Below are 19,084 nucleotides of genomic sequence, written 5' to 3' on the forward strand. Positions count from 1 at the left end.
ATGGATTTAGAAACGTTACTAAGTTACCCATGGTCGATCATGGCACCGGAATTTACGATACTGATTGTGGCCACTCTCTTATCACTGTTTGATTTATTTATGAAAGATAAAGCGGATCGAAAGTATCTTGCATGGTTTGCCATTGCTGGGGTGATCGTCGCGTTGGTGTTCACGTGGCGCCAGCTCGGCTCACCGGTGCAAATGATCTTATATGACACATACCGACTCGATTCATTTGCAATTGCCTTTAAGTTGATTTTACTCGTTGGTACGCTATTCGTATTATTGATGGCGATTGATTACGACAAAAAAGGAATCACATACCGCGGCGAGTTTTTCTACTTATTATTAACGGCATTGCTAGGTGGTATGATTATGACTTCAAGTGCTGATATGATTACATTGTTTGTCGGGCTTGAGTTATTATCACTTTCTTCTTATATTATGGCGGGGCTGCGTAAGAACAACCTGCAATCAAATGAAGCTGCCTTCAAATATGTGATCAACGGTGGAGTAGCATCAGCGATTACACTATTTGGGATGAGTTATGTGTACGGGTTAACCGGCCATACAAACTTGTTTGAAATTAGTGCAGTAATGCAAGATCCAGTGATCATGCAAAATAGCTTTTTAATTTTATTCTCGTTTTTCTTAATCTTTGTTGGGCTTGCCTTTAAAATTGCCAGTGCCCCGTTCCATATGTGGTCGCCGGACGTCTACCAAGGCTCTCCAACACCAGTAACTGCGTTTTTAAGTGTCGTTTCAAAAACAGCTGGCTTTGCGTTAATTTTACGTTTCCTATTAGTGGTGTTTATCGCCGCACCAGGGACGTCACCTGAGGAGCCACTGTTAGTAAATACACAAATTTATATTGCTGTTCTTGCTGGATTAACGATGATTATCGGTAACGTGGTGGCACTACGCCAAGACAATATTAAACGCTTGTTTGCGTATTCAAGTGTGGCACAAGCGGGTTACATTCTCGTACCATTTGTGACGTTATCAGTGATGATGTTTGAAAATACGTGGTTCTACTTGCTTGCGTATTTATTTATGAACCTCGGTGCGTTTGCTGTGATTCAATTAGTGATGACGCAAACGGGTTCTGAAAAGATCAGTGCGTTTGCGGGTCTTTACAAACGTTCACCAGGTCTTGCTGTGATCATGGCGGTCTACTTAATTTCACTTGCGGGGATTCCAATCTCTGCCGGGTTTGTCGGGAAGTTCTACATTTTCCTAGGTGCGTTAAGCACGGAGCATTATGTATTAGCTTCTGTGATGATCGCAACATCGGTGATTTCGTATTTCTACTATTTCAAAATCATGGGGCAAATGTTCTTCCGACCAGCTGAGAGTACTGAACCCATCCGCGTTCCTGTCAATATCCTAGTCGTTTTAGTGGTTGCTGCGATTGGAACGGTGGGATTAGGGCTATTCCCAAGCGTTGCGATTGATTTCTTTAACGAGTACTTTGAATTTGCACAAATCTTTCAGCGCTAATTGTTAGAAGGAAATTTCAGGAGTAAATCGTCTGAAAATAGGGAAGGGTGTTCCGTGCACCCTTCTTTTTTTGATGCTAATGTGAGGTGCCTGGCACCCATTTTTGGGTGCCAGGCACCATTGTTGAGTCGCTTGACCCTAACGTGGAAGCAATAGCTGGTGCTTGTGCAAGCCAAGACCAGGCTTACCCGCACTCATCTATTGTTCCCCTACGTCGACTACCGTCTCCGCAAACAGCTACGCGGTTTTGGGTCTCGCTATTGGAGGTTTATTCTTTCTTTTTTAGGTTGGTTATGAATATTGGTTAGCTAAATGCTTAACTTTCTTGCATAGGATAATATAAAGAGTGGGCACATGCCGAATAAGTAAATCTACCCGTCGTTCGTGGTCACTTAAAAAAGAGAGGTTAATCTTGATATAGTGAGACCCCATACGGTGATAACCGTGTGCGGCGACATAGTCGACGTAGTGGGTGCAATAGAAGTTCGTTGAAAGCTTGTTTTTTGCTTTCAAAAGAACTGATCATTGTAACCACGACAAGGGTCGAGCGGCTCAACTCACCAGGGTGCCAGGCACCTAGGTCTAGGCACCTAGGTCTTAGGTCATAGAGCGTGCGCATATAAAATAGGCTATGCACTTAAATGTTTGTGGTTTGTGAAAAGGTACACAAAACTTTGTCAGAATAAAGGATATTTCCTTGGAAATGTAGATATTTATATAAAAATAAGGTATTATTTTATTTGGATTGTTTTAAGGGAGAATGGGAAAAATGCCCCTTTTCACCCGCAAACATTTCCTTGTATAGTTAATAAGGCAAAATAAGAAAGAGTGCTTTAAAAATGAAGGAGTTTTAACATGGTCGAAAGCTTTGGACAACAGGCGCTAGTACATATTTTTGTGAACTTAGTGTTCCTAGTCATTACATGGTGGGCGTTGACATCGTTTAAATTTGATTTGTTTGTCAAAGACCCCGATGGACCCAAAGCAAAAGCGTTAGTGATTTTACTAACGATTGCAATTGCACACCTTGTAAGCAGCTTCTTTCTTGATTATCTTAACTGGTCAACGATGCTTCGTTATTTATTCTAGGAAAAAATGAACATAAGGCGTGGTTAGAAGAGAACATTGTCGATTGCTGACTACAACTTCCATGTATGCATACCCTCTCTCTGGAAAAAATGTTACTAAGATTTAAAGCACGGAGAGGGGAATTGGAAATGAGGAGTAAGCTGGTACTGTTAGTTCTTTTCTTTGCACTACTGACAAGTCTTTATTCATTTGGGGAAGCGAAGCAAACAAGTTCAGAACTAGAACAAATTGTTGCAATCATGGATGAGCATGAGATCGAAATGTCTAGTTGGCAGCTCTACACAAGAGGTGTCACCGCGACTGTAACGGATTTCGATGACTACAAACAGCAACTAGAGCGTTTGACTAGTAAAGCAGAGGGATTTGATCTGCAAACAGATATGCGAACTCAAAAAGACGAGCATTGGAAAGTAACAGCTGTGTATGAACATGAGCACACAGACATAAAGGAAAAATTAACTGTACTTGCTTATCCGCAACGAGATGAGTATGCTGCGTACGTGATTCATGAAGTCACTGGTTCCAGCTGGGATAATCAGCGTGATGATGACGAAATTGATGTCCTCAACCGCGTTGACCGCTTGTTTCCTACTGAGAGTGAAACGTTTGTTACCGTTAGGGGAGCAATGGCTGAACCGCAGGCCAACTTGGCTGATGACGCACATGCTCTCATTGAACGTTTTCAAGCTGAAAACGTTGAAGAATTAATAGAGGAAACGTTTGTCTCCGTATCTGCATATCATAATGAGTGGGAAGCCTTTATTGATTCTAGAGGAAATAAAATCAATTTACAAGTAGCTTTAAGACAAAGCTCTGACGTAGGCGATGGCGGAACAATCGTTACAATTGGAACGCCAATAATTACGACTGAATATTAATATAGAAGAGCTGAAGTTGTTGAATAACTAGACGCGGAGGGGAATACGTTGGAAAAAATAATTGTCCGAGGTGGCAGGCGACTACAGGGGTCGGTCAAAGTAGAAGGAGCGAAGAACGCTGTATTGCCTGTCATCGCTGCATCACTGTTAGCAAGCAAAGGTACGAGTACGATCTTAGATGTGCCGTCGTTGGCTGATGTATATACGATGAGAGAAGTTCTACGGAATTTAAATATTGATGTTTCATATGAAGGTAACGAATTTAAAGTCAATGCCGAAAAAGCATTAAAAACAGAGGCGCCATTTGAATACGTTCGAAAAATGAGAGCATCCTTCTTGGTGATGGGCCCACTACTAGCACGTGTTGGGCACGCACGAATTGCTTTACCTGGTGGATGTGCAATTGGTTCAAGACCAATTGATCAGCATTTAAAAGGGTTCGAAGCGATGGGTGCGACCGTTGAGATCGGCAGTGGATTTATTGAAGCGAAGATTGACGGACGATTACAAGGTGCACGGATTTATCTTGATTTCCCAAGCGTAGGTGCGACTGAGAATATTATGATGGCTGCGGCAATGGCAGAAGGAACAACAGTGATTGAAAACGTTGCTGAAGAGCCAGAAATCGTATGCTTAGCAAACTATCTGAATGCAATGGGGGCAAAAGTCCGCGGCGCAGGAACAGGTACGATTCGCATTGATGGTGTCGATGAGCTTGTAGGTGCCACGCATACGGTAATTCCTGACCGAATTGAAGCTGGAACATTTATGGTCGCAGCTGCAATTACAAAAGGAGATATCTTTGTTGAAGGTGCACTATCTGAGCATTTACGTCCGCTCATTGCAAAAATGGAAGAGATGGGCGTTGGGATCTATGAAAAGGAAAACGGAATTCGCGTCATTGGACCGGAAAAGTTAAAAGCGGCTGATATTAAGACGATGCCACATCCAGGTTTCCCAACCGATATGCAATCACAAATGATGGCCTTACTGCTTCAAGCAGAGGGAACGAGCGTGATTACAGAGACGGTCTTTGAAAACCGTTTTATGCATGTCGAAGAATTTCGCCGTATGAACGGCAACATTAAAATTGAAGGTCGTTCAGCGATCATTTCCGGACCAGCAAAGCTGCAAGGTGCAGAAGTATCAGCGACAGACCTACGTGCAGGCGCTGCCTTAATTTTAGCAGGACTCGTTTCTGAAGGTGTGACACGTGTTGTTGAGTTAAAACACATCGACCGTGGCTATGTGGACCTTGAAGCGAAACTCCAAGCCCTAGGTGCTGATATTGAGCGAATCGAAGAAGTTGAGCCAGCAGAGCTCGAAAACCAAGATGTACCCGCACCATTAAAACTAAATGAAAACGTCGTTTAAAAAAAGTCCTTACTCTGTAAGGACTTTTTTTATAGGGGTCTGACCCCGCAAAAAGACATTCAACCGCACTTTTTCCACTGCAGGTGCACAAATAGCCCCAATTTAAGGGTGAATCTAACAAAGTGCACAAAATGTATAGTGGGGGTCTGACCCCCCAAAAAAAAGTTCTACTTCTCGTCCAAGCTGCATATAATCTTTTGAAGAAGATAAATTGCAGAATTGGGGGCTTTGTCGTGAAACGATTTTTAGTTATTGGAATTATTCTTTGTAGTATTATTCTCATTCTTCCAACATTGCTCGTGCTCTCATTTTCTAACGATACGGCAACGGAGGGACCGCGGGCCGTACATACAACGACAGACCCGCAGCAAATGACACCGGCAGATGATAGTGGCATTTCAGTCCCGGTCTACCGCACGCAGAACGAAGAGGTTGAGCGTGTTTCACTCGATGATTATGTGATCGGTGTTGTTGCCTCAGAAATGCCGGCAGAATTTGAAATCGAGGCGCTGAAAGCACAAGCGTTAGCAGCAAGAACCTACATTATTAAATATATGCTCGATCCTGGTGACATTAATGTTCCTGAAGGGGCGATTGTCACTGATACGGTCGATCATCAAGTGTATAAAAACCATCAAGAATTGCAACAGCTGTGGGGTCATGATTATGATTGGAAGATTGCCCGCATTCAACAAGCCGTCTACGCGACTCAAGGGGAAATTTTAACGTACAACGGTGAGCCGATTACCGCAGCCTTCTTCTCGACGAGTAATGGCTATACCGAAAACTCAGAGGATTATTGGCCAAACTCATTTCCGTATTTACGAAGTGTCGAAAGTCCGTGGGATCATGCTTCACCAAGGTTTATTAGTGAAACGAAGATCCCTGTATCAGAAGTTGAACAAAGACTCTCAGTGACCTTGCCTGAGGGTGGTGTTGGTGAGATTACTGAACGGACCGATGGTGGCAGGGTTGCAAAAGTTAATATTAATGGCACTGAATTTAACGGCAGAGAAGTGCGCGAAGGGCTTGAGCTTGACTCGAGTGATTTTGAGTGGCGTCGTGAAGGGGATCAAGTGGTGATTGAAACGAAGGGCTGGGGTCATGGTGTTGGCATGAGTCAGTATGGCGCCAATGGAATGGCACAAGATGGGCGCACGTACCAAGAGATCGTCAGCCATTACTACCAAGGCATTGCAATCAATGAAGTCGAGGAATACTCCTCAAGTTTAACTGCAAAAGCTGATTAAATAATCGATCGATCCGTAGAGCGAAAAGGACTTCGTACCACTGAAGCGCTTTTTCGTAAAACGGGTCGATTTTTTTCGGAAATCTCATGCATAATTTCACCGTGTTTGTCGAAAAATAATTAAAAAAAGTTTTTTTAAAAACGTGTATATATTTTCCTCTAAGTGATCAGAATGATTGCTGAGGTGATGATCAAATGAGAAAAGACGAAGAAAAAAATCAATCTTCAAACAGTTCAAATGAAGAATCGTTCAATGTGCAACGGTTTTTGCGTAAGCGTTGGGTGCTCCCAGCTGTTTACCTAGGTTCAGCTGCATTAGTGATCAGTGCAGTATTCTGGTTGCAATCGCCTGATGAAGGAGCAATGCCAGGTGAGGACTTTGAAGTCGAAGAGCAACCAATCGGTGAAGGTACAGAATTTGATGAAGAAGCTGTACCAGTCACAGCAACTCAGGAAATTGTGCAAATGCCAGTCACGGATGAAAATGAAGTTGAAGTCATTGGACAATTTTATGATTACGATGCTACTGCTGAAGAACAACAAGCCGCTCTCGTATATTACAATAATACCTATTACCAAAATAAAGGCATCGATTTAGCTATGGAGAGTGGTGAAAGCTTTGATGTAACAGCAGCATTAAGTGGTACAGTTGTTAGTGCTGAAAAAGATGAGTTGCTTGGGTATGTCGTTCAACTCGACCACGATAATGGCATTGTGACCCATTATCAAAGCCTAGAGGAAGTAGACGTTGAAGAAGGTGTCTATGTCAACCAAGGTGATGTGTTAGGACAAGCAGGCCGAAATGTTTACAATAGCGATGCTGGCGTTCACGTTCATTTTGAAATTAGACAAGATGGTGTTCCAGTGAACCCACAAAGCTTCTTCGGTGAGTCGTTTGAGACATTGGTAGAGAGCAAAGAAGAGGTAGCTGCTGATGAAGATATCGTAAGTGCTGAAGAAGATGGTCTTCCGGAAGAGGGACCGGTCATTGATGAAGGACTCTTTGATGAAGAGCCTGTAGAAGAAGCACCAGCGGACGATGAAGACAGTGAAGAAGATGAGCAAGAAGATGCTGATGAAGAAGAAGCTGGAGAGCAAGAAGACCTTGATGGTGAAGAAGAAGATCAGGACGAATAATGATAATGAGAAGAACAGTTTTGGAGCGATAGTCTTCCAAGCTGTTCTTTTTTTTCATAAAATTGACAAAAAGTACTTGATAACTATCAGAAAATTTGAAATAATGTTTATTGTGAAACAGATGAGAGTCCCCTGTGGGATTTCGTATTTTTGCGAACTGAACTTTCATTCATTAATGTAGCATAGCAAAACAAACAAGCGCATACAATGGTTGAGGGGTCTAGCAGCTATAGCAATGGCATCACTTTCAGCTAGAGATTGAGCCAACAAGACGTTTTAAAAAGAGGAGGGGATGACGAATGATCTACGTATTTCTAGCAATAACCGTGCTCAGTCTAATCTTTGCATTTAAGTGGAAGAAGCCACTATTGTTAACGGCTCCATTTGCACTTCTATTTGCGTATATGATTGTTCAAATTGCGATGGTCCCTTTAGGTTTTATGGAAACCGTTAAATTTATTTTTAGTCTGAGGTAATGACCATTGGAAAAAGGAGTACATGACTATGGCAAAACAACAAGTCGAATCCAACGTATGCAAAAGCTGTGACAGTGAAGAAGTTTCAACTATGCAATTATGGCAGTATTTCTTTTTTGTATCGACATTGCCAGTCATCGTTACAGTCACAATTGCAGTACTCGTAGAGCCGATCTTTTTCTTCTTGCTCTTCATTATTTTATTGATTAATTATCGGGTGGCAAAAAAGAAAACGCCATTTACGATGTGTCGCTCCTGTAAACAGGTGACACAGGGAGGAGCATAGGCGAAGGGAGAGACAAGCAAACTCGTCTTGCAAAACCAAAAATATTGTAAGCGATTACATTGAGGGGGTGGTTGATGACATTATGCTCTACGACATCCATGTAAGAGCTGAAATTTCAAAAAGGGAGGTTTAAATCATGAAGAAAATCGATAAGTCTGTCGCTGATGCGTATTTTAAAGCGCGAACGATGATTGTAGTGATTTGTTTAATTATTGGTGGTCTCGTTTCTTTTGGAGTCGTCGCATTTGCTGAGTTTTTCTCGCAGTTTACGTTTATGGGAATGCCGTTTCATTACTATATGGGGTCGCAAGGAGCAGTCGTTGTGTTCGTTATTCTCCTGTTTGGGAATGCAATTATCAGTGATCGAATTGATAAGAAATTCGGTATCGACGAAGAGCACAATGTTCGCGTAAGCGCTGGGAGTACAGTTGATCACTAAAAAAAGCTCCACACGAAAAGAGTCGTGCAGAGGAAAAAAGATAAAGAAAATCTATCACTGTCTATTATAACAAGGAACTAGAGAAAATAGAAACGGATTTTTTAAGGGGGGAACGTTGTGGATAGTCAAGCATTGGTATCAGTCGGATTAATACTAGTTACGTTTGCATTATATATTGGTATTTCTATTTACAACCGTGCGAAAGCAACATCTGACTTCTATGTCGCGAGTCGAGGGGTGCCGCCGTTCTGGAATGGGATGGCAATCGGTGGCGACTGGATGAGTGCGGCTTCATTTATCGGTATGGCCGGTACGGTTATGGTTCTCGGATATGATGGTTTAGCCTATATTATGGGTTGGACTGGTGGCTATTTATTCTTATCTTTCTTATTAGCACCACAGCTTCGTAAGTATGGTCGTTACACGGTACCAGAATTTATCGGTGACCGTTTTGATAGTAATCCAGCCCGTCTCATTGCGGCGATTGCTACGGTCATTATCAGTTTTACGTACATTATCGGGCAATTATCTGGTTCTGGGGTTGTTATCGGACGTATTCTATCAATTGATGCGATGTACGGAACGATGATTGGTGTTGTCATCATCGCCATTTATGCAACGCTCGGTGGTATGAAAGGGATTACGTGGACACAGGTCGCGCAATACTTAATTCTTATTACTGCCTACATTATTCCGATTGTCTTTATGTCACTACAAGTAACTGGAAACCCATTGCCATGGTTAACATACGGGAATGTCGTTTCTGAAATTGGAGCACTTGACCGTGAACTCGGTTTATCCGAATATTTTGCTCCGTTTGCCGATAGTGAAAAATTACAGTTTATTGCACTTATGTTTACCTTAATGGTAGGTACAGCATCCTTACCTCACGTCATTGTTCGTTTCTTTACCGTAACAACAATGAAAGCGGCACGTTGGAGTGGGGCATGGGCGCTTGTGTTTATCGCTCTACTTTATCTATCAGCACCTGCCTATGCAGCATTCTCTCGTTTCATCTTAATGACGCAAGTAGCAGGTAGCCCGATTGATGACCTTCCAGCATGGACGACATCGTGGGTGAATACTGGTTTACTAGAAGTCGCTGATACGAATGGGGACGGAATTCTTCAATGGCAAGAAATTATCATTGGGAATGATATTGTCGTCATGGCAACGCCAGAAATCGCGAACCTAGGCATGTTTGTTATCGGGATCGTCGCTGCTGGTGCGATGGCTGCTGCCCTTTCAACAGCTGGTGGTCTCTTAATTACCATTTCATCATCGTTTGCCCATGACATTTACTATCGTTTAGTAAATCCACAAGCAAGTGATAAAAAACGTCTTGCTGCTGGTCGTTGGGCAATCGTCTTATCAACGGTCGTTGCTGGTATCGTTGCGCTTGATCCACCAGGGGTCATTACACAAATTGTTGCCTGGGCATTCGCATTAGCCGGTGGTACGTTCTTCCCTGTGTTATTATTAGGTGTATGGTGGAAGAGAACGAACGCACAAGGGGTCGTTGCCGGGATGATTGGTGGTCTAGCCGCAACACTAGGTTACATTTTCCTTGCAATGAATGGCATTATGTTGTTTGGCATCCAAGATACAGGTGCAGGTTTGATCGGTGTACCAATTAACTTCTTGATTACAATCATTGTGTCAAAAATGACAGCAGCTCCACCTCAAAAGCTTCAGGACGAATGTACGAATCTACGTTATCCTGAGCAGATGACATATAAAGATGGCGAGGTATGGATGGATGAGGTATCAGGAAAATAACGAATTATATGAGCAAATAAAAAGGCATCAGCTGTTCACCGGAGTCTCTGACTCCGAGTTTGAGCAGCTGATTGCTCAATGTACGCTAAAACATTACGCCAAAGCAGAAAAAGTCCTCTATTCGAAAACACCTCGAGAGGGCTTATTGTTAATTTTAGATGGAATGGCCGAGGTCTACGTCGATGGCGAATACGACTATCAATCTCAAGAAGTACTAGAAGTCTTGCAATGTGGCGATATTATCGGTTTTTCAAGTCTAGCAGATTTTTTAGGTGAAAAAAGTGACCACATCGCCGAATATACGGTTGAAGTTCGGGCCATCGAGGAGTCATCATGCTTACAAATTCCGTACAGTGTTGTAGATGCTCGCTGGGATGACGAAGCGGTCCGTGATTTCGTCTTACGGCAAGTATCGGTAAGGTTGCGTGATGTCTACGGTTCACTAGCCGAGCAAGTGAAGCTTGCTAACCAGTGGGGTGAAAGTGACCCATTTATTAGGCGCATTCAAGATGTGATGAAGGAGCCGTGTGTGTCAGTGCATACGGGGGAGTCGGTGCAAGCTGTCGCGAAAAAGATGGTCGAGCATTCCTCAAGTTCAGTTGTTGTTGAGGATGATGATCTTCAGCTTGTTGGCATTATCACGGAAAAGGATGTGGTGCAGCGTGTCGTCGCAACTCTCGGTTCACCGCAGCAAAACGCTGCTAGTATCATGACCACTCGCCCATTCACGATTGAACGTGACGCCTATTATTATGAGGCGATGTCGAGCTTTTTAATGAATGGGATTAAACATTTACCTGTCGTTGAACAGGGGCGTGCGGTTGGGATGGTGACCTTATCAGGCTTATTACAAAAAAAGAACCGTGGCACCCTGCAGATTTTACAAAAGATTGAAGAGTCTTCACTCGCTAACATCAGTGCGATTAAAAACGCCATCTATGATGTTCTTTCCAATTTAATTCACGATGAGATTCCGACGATTAATACGCTTGAAATCATTACAAAACTATATGACCGGCTCGTGCGTCATTGTGTTGATTTGGCTGTTGATTCCCTCCGCCAGCAAGGCAAAGGCGAGCCACCAGTACCATTTTGTTGGTTCCAAATGGGAAGCGGGGGACGAGGCGAGCAGTTTTTGCTTACCGACCAAGACCATTTTCTCGTTTACGCTGATCCTTCTGAAGAGGAGGAAAAGCAGGTGGCCGCTTATTTTCGTTTATTAGGTAAGGAGATTGTTGATCACCTCGAGCAAGCGGGCTACAAGCGCTGCGAAGGAAAGATGATGGCCAGTGAAGAAAACTGGCGCGGCTCAGTGATGACATGGGAACAGCGCTTACGCACATGGGGCTTACGAGCAACGAATGATAATGTTTTACTCGGAAATAACTTTTTGTCGTTCCGATTTTTATACGGCGACGACGTGCTACATGATCAATTCGTCAAAATGGTGAAGGAGCAATTTACAACATCAAAGATTTTCCTCTACCGCATGGCTGAGCAAGAAAAGGCGCATCCGGTGCCAACATTGGACCACCCGATTCGCGCACTGTTTCGCTTAAAGCGTGATTCGATCGATATTAAAAAACATGCGCTCTTTCCATTGCACCATTGCTTACAGCTAATGGCTGCGCATAAAGGCGTGCTCGAAGGCACACCGTTAAAGCGGATTGATAGGCTCGTAAACCGAAACGTTTTTACCGAGGAGTTTGCGGATGATTTACGATTTGCTTATGAAATCGTCTTAAAGCTACGTGTCGACCAAGCGTGGAACCGCTATTTACGTGATGAAGAAGGCACAAGCGTCATTAAATTCACTCATATTCGCTCTCGTGATAAGGAAGAATTGATGATTGCTTTAAAAACAATTCGCTCATTGCAAAATCAAACATTAGGAGCGTTTGGATTGTTGTAAAAAAGGAGGAGGATGACAAACCAGTGTTTTGGAAAAAGAAAAACATGCATTATAAGCTTGATCATCAACCGCCACTAGATACCCCGCTATCAGATTTATCATTTACGGTCTTTGATACGGAGACGACTGGATTTGCGATTGGAGGCAAAGACCGGATGATTGAAATTGGTGCTGTTCATGTTGAAGGGCTTGAGGTCACTGATTTAACGTTTCAAACCTATGTCAATCCAGAGCGCGAGATTCCTGCAAATATCATCGAGTTAACAGGAATTGAGCAGCACCAAGTCAATCAAGGCCCAAAGGCATTAGAAGCAATTGAACAATTTTTTACGTTTATTGAAAACGCGAAAAGTGGAGGCTGGGTCGGCCATTACTTAAGCTTTGACGTAATGGTGATAAAAAAGGAGCTTCAGCGCGAGAAGCGTTCCTTTGAACAGCCGCTCTATATCGATACGTTGGATATCATTGGCTACCTCAACCCATCATGGGATATGCGTGACCTCGCCAATTACGCGCGGACGTTTAATACGAAAATTTATGAGCGCCACAGCGCCCTTGGCGACGCCCTAACGACGGCACACCTGTTTGTTGAGCTGCTCTTGCATCTCCAAGACCGCGGCAAGACGACGCTTGCCGATTTAGTTCAGGTGACAGACATTAATAATAAAAACCGCATCCTGCAGTTCTGACCGTATGACAGCTAGCGTTGCCGTACGGTTGTTTTTTTGGGGGGAAAGTAACTTCAAGGCTTGTAACAAAGGTGGTGCCAGGCACCCTCAAATGGGTGCCTGGCACCACCTTTGAGTCGATTTATTAAGACCAGAAAAAGCGACTTCAAGGCCTGGCCATCCTGTGGATTTGTTTAAAATCTTACCTTTATTGGCAAACTATGAGCAATCAAGCAGAAGATAAGGGGGATTTTATGAATAACATTGTTGTTGCCCTGCCCGCTTATAATGAAGAGACTGGTTTGCCAAAGCTCTTAGATAAAATCATCGCCGTACAAGCAAGTGTTGAGCGTCCGTTTGAAGTCATCGTTGTTGATGACGGTAGCACAGATCGCACAGGTGAAATTTTAAAGGATTACGAACAAAGATACCCGTTTATGACAGTGATTACGCATCGAAAGAATAAAGGTTTAGGCGAAGCGATGAAAACGATTTTTCATTTCTTATTAGATAGATATGATGATAAGGACATTTTAATCACACTTGATGCTGATAATACGCATCACCCAAAAATTATTCCTGCCCTCGTTGAAAAGATTGAGGCTGAACAGCTTGACCTTGTGGTTGCTTCGCGCTTTACAAGAGGAGGAAAGGAAATGGGACTGTCTCCACTTCGTAAGGTATATAGCCGCGGTGCGAGGCTGTTTTTTAAAATGTTCTTTCCAATATCAGGGGTCTATGATTACTCAAGTGGCTTTCGTGCTTACCGGCTTGGGGCAGTACGTCAAGCGTTTGCCCGCTATGAGGGGAAGATGATAACGTCAAATGGTTTTGACTGCATGGTTGAAATCCTCGCGCGATTTAGCAAGCTAGATATTAAAGCCGGGGAGTATCCGCTCGTGCTAGAGTATCATTTAAAAGAGACGCCGAGTAAGATGAAGGTCATCCGGACAATTACAGGCTACTTTTCACTGTTAAGACGAGTGAAGAAGCCTGTCGGTTTAAGTGATGAAAGGGAAGTGTATGAATAATCTTGTCGTTATTTTACTCTCCGTATTGCTCGGATCGATTGGCCAAGTCGTTTTAAAAATTGGTGCGAACAAACTAGATTCGTTTACATTATCGTTTGAAACACTCGTTGCTGACTTGTTGCGGATGGCACGAACGCCAGAAATCGTCATTGGATTGGTTTTATTTGGGACAAGCTTTTTACTATGGATCAAGGTCTTAACAAAAGCAGACCTCAGCTATGCTTACCCGCTCGTAAGCCTCGGCTACATCAATGTAGTCATCCTCTCGTACTTTCTCTTCGGTGAATCGTTTACAGTGATGAAAGTACTCGGCATTACCCTCATCATCAGCGGTGTTATTGTTTTAAATCTATGAGGCTGGGACAAAAGGTTGGAGTGGTGGTGCCAGGCACCCATTTGTGGGTGCCTGGCACCACCACTCCACAGCCATCACTCCAGCTGGTAAAACGAGTAGTCTTCGCCTTCTAGCTGCACTTCAATCTTTTCAAAGTTATCCTCAAGGTAGTTTCGATACGTAAGGTCACCGTCATTATAGATATAACCTCGCTTCGGGAAGAAATAGCGGGCACCGTGTTCGATAAAATAGTTAAGTTCATCCTCAGGTCCTGTTGGGATATGATCATAATAGTCAATATTTGCGCGCCAACCTTTGCGCTCACTCGCGTTTAATAGGTCTGGTGAGAACGTACCAATGACGATTAAATCATCTGCCTCTGTATACTGCTTAATCACCTCGGCTTGCTTAAGAATATCCTCTTTTACCATAAAGCGCTCATTCACATGACCATAACTACTTACGGCAAACACCATCAAAACAAGGGCAATGCCGATATGACCATATTCAAAGTCTAATAGCACCGCCAGCGCCTTAGCGGCGACGAGTGCGAGCACTGGGCCGAGAAAGATGAGGTAATAGTTAAATTGAATGACAGCAACAATCGTTGTCACCTCTAACAGAACCGCGAGCAAAAGAAAGCCAATCGGATATTGATGATGCCAGTTGATCGTAAGGGCGCCGATTACGCCCAAAACGAGTGCAAATACTGTAAAGGATGAAGGCAAATGCTCCCTGAAAAAGTCACCAGCTTCACTTGAAAAGATTGCTGTCGTAAACTCGGGCAATATGTGTTTCGTGCCAATCCCAGTGACGAAAGTAAACTCAGCAACCGTGTCTAACCATGTAAAATAAATAGCAGGCGGTACAAGTGCCACTAGCGCAAACAACCAAAGTTGCCAAGCCGTGACGATTTTTTCCTTATATTTGACGATAGCCATAAGAATCATTGCAAGCCCAACAAAGATCGTCGGTGTTTTGATCGAAATCGCTAGAGCGGTCAATATGGCGGAAACGAAGATGAGCCAATTCCTTTCACGTTCGATCCACTCACTAAACACATAAAAGCTAGCGATAAAAAAGAACAACGCTGCGGACTCTGGCATAATCGCACGTGAATAGAATAGATTGACGGGAAAGAGGCCGTAGAATAGTATCGCCATCCAGGCAACTTCAACCGAAAAATATTTTTTGGCAAGTAAATAGAGAAAATAAGCGGAGCCGATAAAGAAGAGCGTCGGCACCAGTCGAGCCAGCTCATAATGAAAGCCGAATGTCTGATAGAGCAGGGCAATCAAATACGTTGTCAATTGGAACTCGAGCTGCGCGATATTAGGTGGTGAACCATCATAATTTAACTGCGGATAGAGAATGTGAAAATAATCGACAACAAAATTACGTGCCATTGACTCGGTATCACTTTGGCGCCACGATTCACCCGTCTCTATTGGTGAATTCGACAAATACGGAAGTCGCATCGCGAAGATAAACACGAATAAAAGAATAGTGATCCATATTTGCTTGCGATCATCCTTGTACATCACTGCCCCATCTCCTAGAAAAACGTACTCAACTCTCCCTTCCATTCTATCCAGTTTCTTATTTATATAATAATGTCCACAAAAAAACTTTACAGGTGGTGCCAGGCACCCTCAAAAGGGTGCCAGGCACCACCCTTTTTGCAAAAAAATAAAATAAATCCCTTGTCCTTATTGACTTTTTGGTATATATACGCTTCCTCCTTAATAAAATGTTACAAATCACCAACACAGTTAGGGAGGCGAGTGGTGTGCACGATTACATCAAAGAACGTACCATCAAGATAGGCAGGTATATCGTGGAGTCGAAGAAAACCGTCCGAACGATTGCAAAGGAGTTTGGCGTTTCGAAAAGCACCGTCCATAAAGATCTAACCGAGCGATTACCTGAGATCAACCCAGAATTAGCGAATGAAGTCAAGCAAATCCTCGAATACCATAAATCTATTCGCCATTTACGAGGGGGGGAAGCGACAAAGGTCAAATATCGCAGAGATGATAAGCCTGATGAAAAGGTGATCGAAACGTAAGGCGAATTTACCAAAAAAATCAATCCCTGTTTCAGCAAAATATGATAAAATAATTGATTAGGAGATCAAAATGAGATGATCGTTTTGCTGAGTAGACAAACAGGGAGGATTCAATATGTTTGGTAGGGATATTGGGATAGATTTAGGGACGGCAAATGTCCTTATCCATGTGAAAGGTAGAGGAATTGTTCTTGATGAGCCATCTGTTGTGGCAATGGATGCAAATGAAGGGAAAGTGTTAGCCGTAGGTGAAGAAGCATTTCGCATGGTAGGTCGAACACCTGGAAATATTGTTGCAACGCGCCCGATGAAAGACGGTGTGATTGCAAACTTTGATTTAACAGAGTCCATGCTCAAACACTTTTTAGCGAAAATCCAAGTCAAAGGTTTGTTCTCAAAACCTCGGATTTTAATTTGCTGCCCGACAAACATTACGTCTGTCGAACAGAAGGCCATTCGCGAAGCAGCGGAAAAAAGTGGAGGGAAGAATGTCTATCTTGAGGAAGAACCGAAAGTAGCTGCAATTGGAGCCGGTATGGAAATTTTTCAACCGAGCGGTAACATGGTCGTAGACATAGGCGGTGGGACAACAGATGTTGCTGTTCTTTCCATGGGTGATATCGTCACCGCCTCTTCAATTAAAGTAGCTGGCGATCAGTTCGATCAGGAAATTTTAAGCTATATCAAAAAGAAGTACAAGCTGTTAATCGGTGAACGTACAGCAGAACAAATTAAGATGGAAGTTGCAACGGTATTTCCGGGTGCTCGACAAGAAGAAATTGACATCCGCGGACGTGACATGGTTAGTGGACTTCCACGGACGATTACCGTATACTCAAAAGAGATTGAAGAGGCATTAAAGGAGACTGTTTCTCACATTGTACACGCATCAAAACTAGTACTTGAGAGAACGCCACCTGAGCTTTCCGCCGATATTATTGACCGCGGTGTCATCTTAACGGGCGGCGGTGCCTTGCTTCACGGAATTGACCAGCTTTTAGCTGAGCAATTAAAAGTCCCTGTTCTCATCGCAGAAGAACCCATGCATTGCGTCGCAAAAGGGACAGGCATTCTATTAGAGAACCTTGATAAAATGTCTAATAAAAAAATTAAGCTATAAAGTAGCAAGAATAGATTGTAGGAGGAGAACGAGATGCTCCGAGGATTATATGGATCAGCTGCAGGGATGTTTACCCAACAGCGTCGTCAAGAAATGTTAACCGAAAATTTAGCGAATGCAAATACACCAGGCTTCAAGGCAGACCGAGCTTCGATACGCACATTTCCGAACATGCTTATTCAGGCACAAAACACTTCCAACCTACCGCCCAATCGCTCCCACTATGTTGGTGAATTGAGTCCAGGTGCGTATTTGCAAGAGCGCATCCCTAACTTCGCGCAAGGCGATTTAAATGAAACGGGAAACAACACAGACATCGCCTTACTTCAAGGGAATATCCCGATCAATGAGGAAACAGGACGCGCAGGTGCGTTGTTTTTCACAGTTGAACATGAGGATGGCAATGCTCGCTATACAAGAAATGGAAACCTCGCTGTTGATGGACAAGGCTTTCTAACAACAAGTGCTGGTCATTATATCCTTGATACAGCCGGTGAACGGATTGAAGTCGGCAATGAACAGTTTACGGTCAATCGTAACGGAGTCGTCTCAACAGCAGCTGGCGCTGAGATTGCTCAAATCGAAGTTGCCTTTTCAGAAGACCCAGCACTGTTAGTGAAGGAAGGTGACGGTCTCCTTCGCCTCGAAGCGGACGAGCTTGACGCCTTACCAACAGCGATCGGCAATGATGAGATTTCGTATCAATTGCAGCAAGGCTTTATCGAACGTTCGAATGTCGACGCCGGACAGACAATGACGGAAATGATGCAAGCCTTCCGAGCATTTGAAGCGAATCAAAAAGTGTTACAAGCCTATGACCAAAGTTTAGACAAAGCCGTCAATGAAGTTGGTAGAATCGGCTAATGACAGTCTCAGAGAAACGTAGAAAAAGGGGAAGAAAACGATGAATCCATCGATGATTAGTGCATCAGTAACTATGGGACAACTGCAAAAGAAGCTTGATACAATTTCAAATAACATGGCCAACAGCAATACGACCGGTTTCAAACGTCGTGAAGCATCCTTTTCTGATTTGCTGCACCAACAGGTCAACAACCAAGGGATCCCGCAACACGAAGGTGGGCGACAAACGCCTGATGGATTGCGTGTTGGTGCAGGTGCACGAATTGCACAAACAGCGGTGCGAATGGAGCAAGGGAGCTTACAGGAAACCGAGCGCCAACTTGACCTAGCGCTTACAAACCCAAGCCACTTCTTCCAAATTGAAGTGGAGACAGATGATGGTCAGGAAGTCCGTTATACACGAGATGGTGCGTTTTACTTATCACCAAGTGCAGGCGATGCTGGTCAGTTGAACCTTGTGACCGCAAACGGTGATTTTGTCCTCGGTGCAGATGGACCGGTTACGATTCCTGCTGACTACACAGACATTGTCATTAGTGACAATGGTGTGATTACTGTGACTGGGCAAGATGGTGCAGATGTTGAAGTTGGACAGCTCGAACTTGTCAATGTCGAACGCCCGCAATTACTAACCCAGGCCGGTGACAACGCCTTTGCCTTAGCAGATAACCTTGAAGAGCTTGGTTATGATCTAGCTGATGTACTTGCGGTCATCGCACAAGCAGACGTGTCGGTAAGACAAGGCTTCATTGAGAATTCTAATGTGGACCTCGGGAAAGAAATGACAGACTTGCTAGAAACGCAGCGAGCCTACCAATTTAATGGTCAATCGATTTCAATGGCTGACCAAATGATGGGGCTTGTCAATAACTTACGCTAG

19 protein-coding genes are annotated in these 19,084 nt (G+C 43.6%); 18 read left to right on the top strand and 1 reads right to left on the bottom strand.

The genetic code is table 11. From position 1 onward, the window contains the following. The 14 genes from nuoN (at nucleotide 1) to KH400_RS04820 (ending at nucleotide 14,173) form a co-directional block, all read left to right on the top strand. A complete protein-coding gene (gene nuoN, locus KH400_RS04755; protein ID WP_217222420.1) occupies nucleotides 1–1,500 on the top strand; it encodes an NADH-quinone oxidoreductase subunit NuoN in 1,500 nt (499 codons plus the stop codon). 855 nt (nucleotides 1,501–2,355) lie between these two features. Continuing rightward, nucleotides 2,356–2,589, top strand: a complete 234-nt coding sequence (locus KH400_RS04760; protein ID WP_217222422.1) for a DUF1146 family protein — start codon at nucleotides 2,356–2,358, stop codon at nucleotides 2,587–2,589. A 128-nt stretch (nucleotides 2,590–2,717) separates the two neighbouring features. After that, the gene (locus KH400_RS04765; protein WP_217222424.1) at nucleotides 2,718–3,467 is read left to right on the top strand and encodes a YwmB family TATA-box binding protein; all 750 of its coding nucleotides are present in this window, start codon (nucleotides 2,718–2,720) and stop codon (nucleotides 3,465–3,467) included. A gap of 48 nt (nucleotides 3,468–3,515) precedes the next feature. Next, a complete protein-coding gene (gene murA, locus KH400_RS04770) occupies nucleotides 3,516–4,841 on the top strand; it encodes a UDP-N-acetylglucosamine 1-carboxyvinyltransferase (RefSeq protein ID WP_217222426.1) in 1,326 nt (441 codons plus the stop codon). A 233-nt stretch (nucleotides 4,842–5,074) separates the two neighbouring features. Next, a complete protein-coding gene (spoIID, locus tag KH400_RS04775; protein ID WP_217222427.1) occupies nucleotides 5,075–6,091 on the top strand; it encodes a stage II sporulation protein D in 1,017 nt (338 codons plus the stop codon). Between the two features lie 194 nt (nucleotides 6,092–6,285). After that, on the top strand, nucleotides 6,286–7,227 hold the full coding sequence (gene spoIIQ, locus KH400_RS04780; protein ID WP_217222430.1) for a stage II sporulation protein SpoIIQ: 942 nt from the start codon (nucleotides 6,286–6,288) through the stop codon (nucleotides 7,225–7,227). 299 nt (nucleotides 7,228–7,526) lie between these two features. Continuing rightward, on the top strand, nucleotides 7,527–7,703 hold the full coding sequence (locus KH400_RS04785; protein ID WP_217222432.1) for a hypothetical protein: 177 nt from the start codon (nucleotides 7,527–7,529) through the stop codon (nucleotides 7,701–7,703). A gap of 28 nt (nucleotides 7,704–7,731) precedes the next feature. Next, the gene (locus KH400_RS04790; protein ID WP_217222434.1) at nucleotides 7,732–7,989 is read left to right on the top strand and encodes a hypothetical protein; all 258 of its coding nucleotides are present in this window, start codon (nucleotides 7,732–7,734) and stop codon (nucleotides 7,987–7,989) included. Nucleotides 7,990–8,125: 136 nt separating this feature from the next. After that, on the top strand, nucleotides 8,126–8,428 hold the full coding sequence (locus KH400_RS04795; protein WP_217222436.1) for a DUF4212 domain-containing protein: 303 nt from the start codon (nucleotides 8,126–8,128) through the stop codon (nucleotides 8,426–8,428). Nucleotides 8,429–8,545: 117 nt separating this feature from the next. Then, nucleotides 8,546–10,207, top strand: coding sequence for a sodium:solute symporter family protein (locus tag KH400_RS04800; protein WP_217222438.1), 1,662 nt, complete (start codon nucleotides 8,546–8,548; stop codon nucleotides 10,205–10,207). After that, nucleotides 10,188–12,119: a DUF294 nucleotidyltransferase-like domain-containing protein gene (locus KH400_RS04805; protein WP_217222440.1), complete on the top strand. Its 1,932-nt coding sequence runs from the start codon at nucleotides 10,188–10,190 to the stop codon at nucleotides 12,117–12,119. Before KH400_RS04800 ends, KH400_RS04805 begins: the two co-directional genes overlap by 20 nt. Nucleotides 12,120–12,142: 23 nt before the next feature. Next, nucleotides 12,143–12,808 carry a 3'-5' exonuclease gene (locus KH400_RS04810; protein ID WP_312889032.1) on the top strand — a complete coding sequence of 222 codons (666 nt, stop codon included), beginning with the start codon at nucleotides 12,143–12,145 and terminating at the stop codon, nucleotides 12,806–12,808. A 233-nt stretch (nucleotides 12,809–13,041) separates the two neighbouring features. Beyond that, on the top strand, nucleotides 13,042–13,818 hold the full coding sequence (locus tag KH400_RS04815; protein WP_217222442.1) for a glycosyltransferase family 2 protein: 777 nt from the start codon (nucleotides 13,042–13,044) through the stop codon (nucleotides 13,816–13,818). After that, nucleotides 13,811–14,173 carry an SMR family transporter gene (locus tag KH400_RS04820; protein ID WP_217222444.1) on the top strand — a complete coding sequence of 121 codons (363 nt, stop codon included), beginning with the start codon at nucleotides 13,811–13,813 and terminating at the stop codon, nucleotides 14,171–14,173. Before KH400_RS04815 ends, KH400_RS04820 begins: the two co-directional genes overlap by 8 nt. Before the next feature lie 74 nt (nucleotides 14,174–14,247). Here the strand turns inward: KH400_RS04820 and KH400_RS04825 are convergent, their stop codons facing one another. Continuing rightward, the gene (locus tag KH400_RS04825) at nucleotides 14,248–15,693 is read right to left on the bottom strand and encodes an ArnT family glycosyltransferase (protein ID WP_246589385.1); all 1,446 of its coding nucleotides are present in this window, start codon (nucleotides 15,691–15,693) and stop codon (nucleotides 14,248–14,250) included. A gap of 248 nt (nucleotides 15,694–15,941) precedes the next feature. On the opposite strand from KH400_RS04825, the gene spoIIID reads away from it, so the two are divergent. The 4 genes from spoIIID (at nucleotide 15,942) to KH400_RS04845 (ending at nucleotide 19,084) form a co-directional block, all read left to right on the top strand. Next, nucleotides 15,942–16,220, top strand: coding sequence for a sporulation transcriptional regulator SpoIIID (gene spoIIID, locus KH400_RS04830; RefSeq protein ID WP_217222448.1), 279 nt, complete (start codon nucleotides 15,942–15,944; stop codon nucleotides 16,218–16,220). 115 nt (nucleotides 16,221–16,335) lie between these two features. Next, the gene (locus KH400_RS04835; protein ID WP_217222450.1) at nucleotides 16,336–17,340 is read left to right on the top strand and encodes a rod shape-determining protein; all 1,005 of its coding nucleotides are present in this window, start codon (nucleotides 16,336–16,338) and stop codon (nucleotides 17,338–17,340) included. Between the two features lie 33 nt (nucleotides 17,341–17,373). After that, nucleotides 17,374–18,204: a flagellar hook-basal body protein gene (locus tag KH400_RS04840; RefSeq protein WP_217222452.1), complete on the top strand. Its 831-nt coding sequence runs from the start codon at nucleotides 17,374–17,376 to the stop codon at nucleotides 18,202–18,204. Between the two features lie 40 nt (nucleotides 18,205–18,244). Continuing rightward, entirely contained in the window at nucleotides 18,245–19,084 is an 840-nt protein-coding gene (locus tag KH400_RS04845) for a flagellar hook-basal body protein (protein ID WP_217222453.1), read from the top strand.

This window comes from Desertibacillus haloalkaliphilus, from assembly GCF_019039105.1.
Classification (GTDB): Bacteria; Bacillota; Bacilli; order Bacillales; family KJ1-10-99; genus Desertibacillus; species Desertibacillus haloalkaliphilus.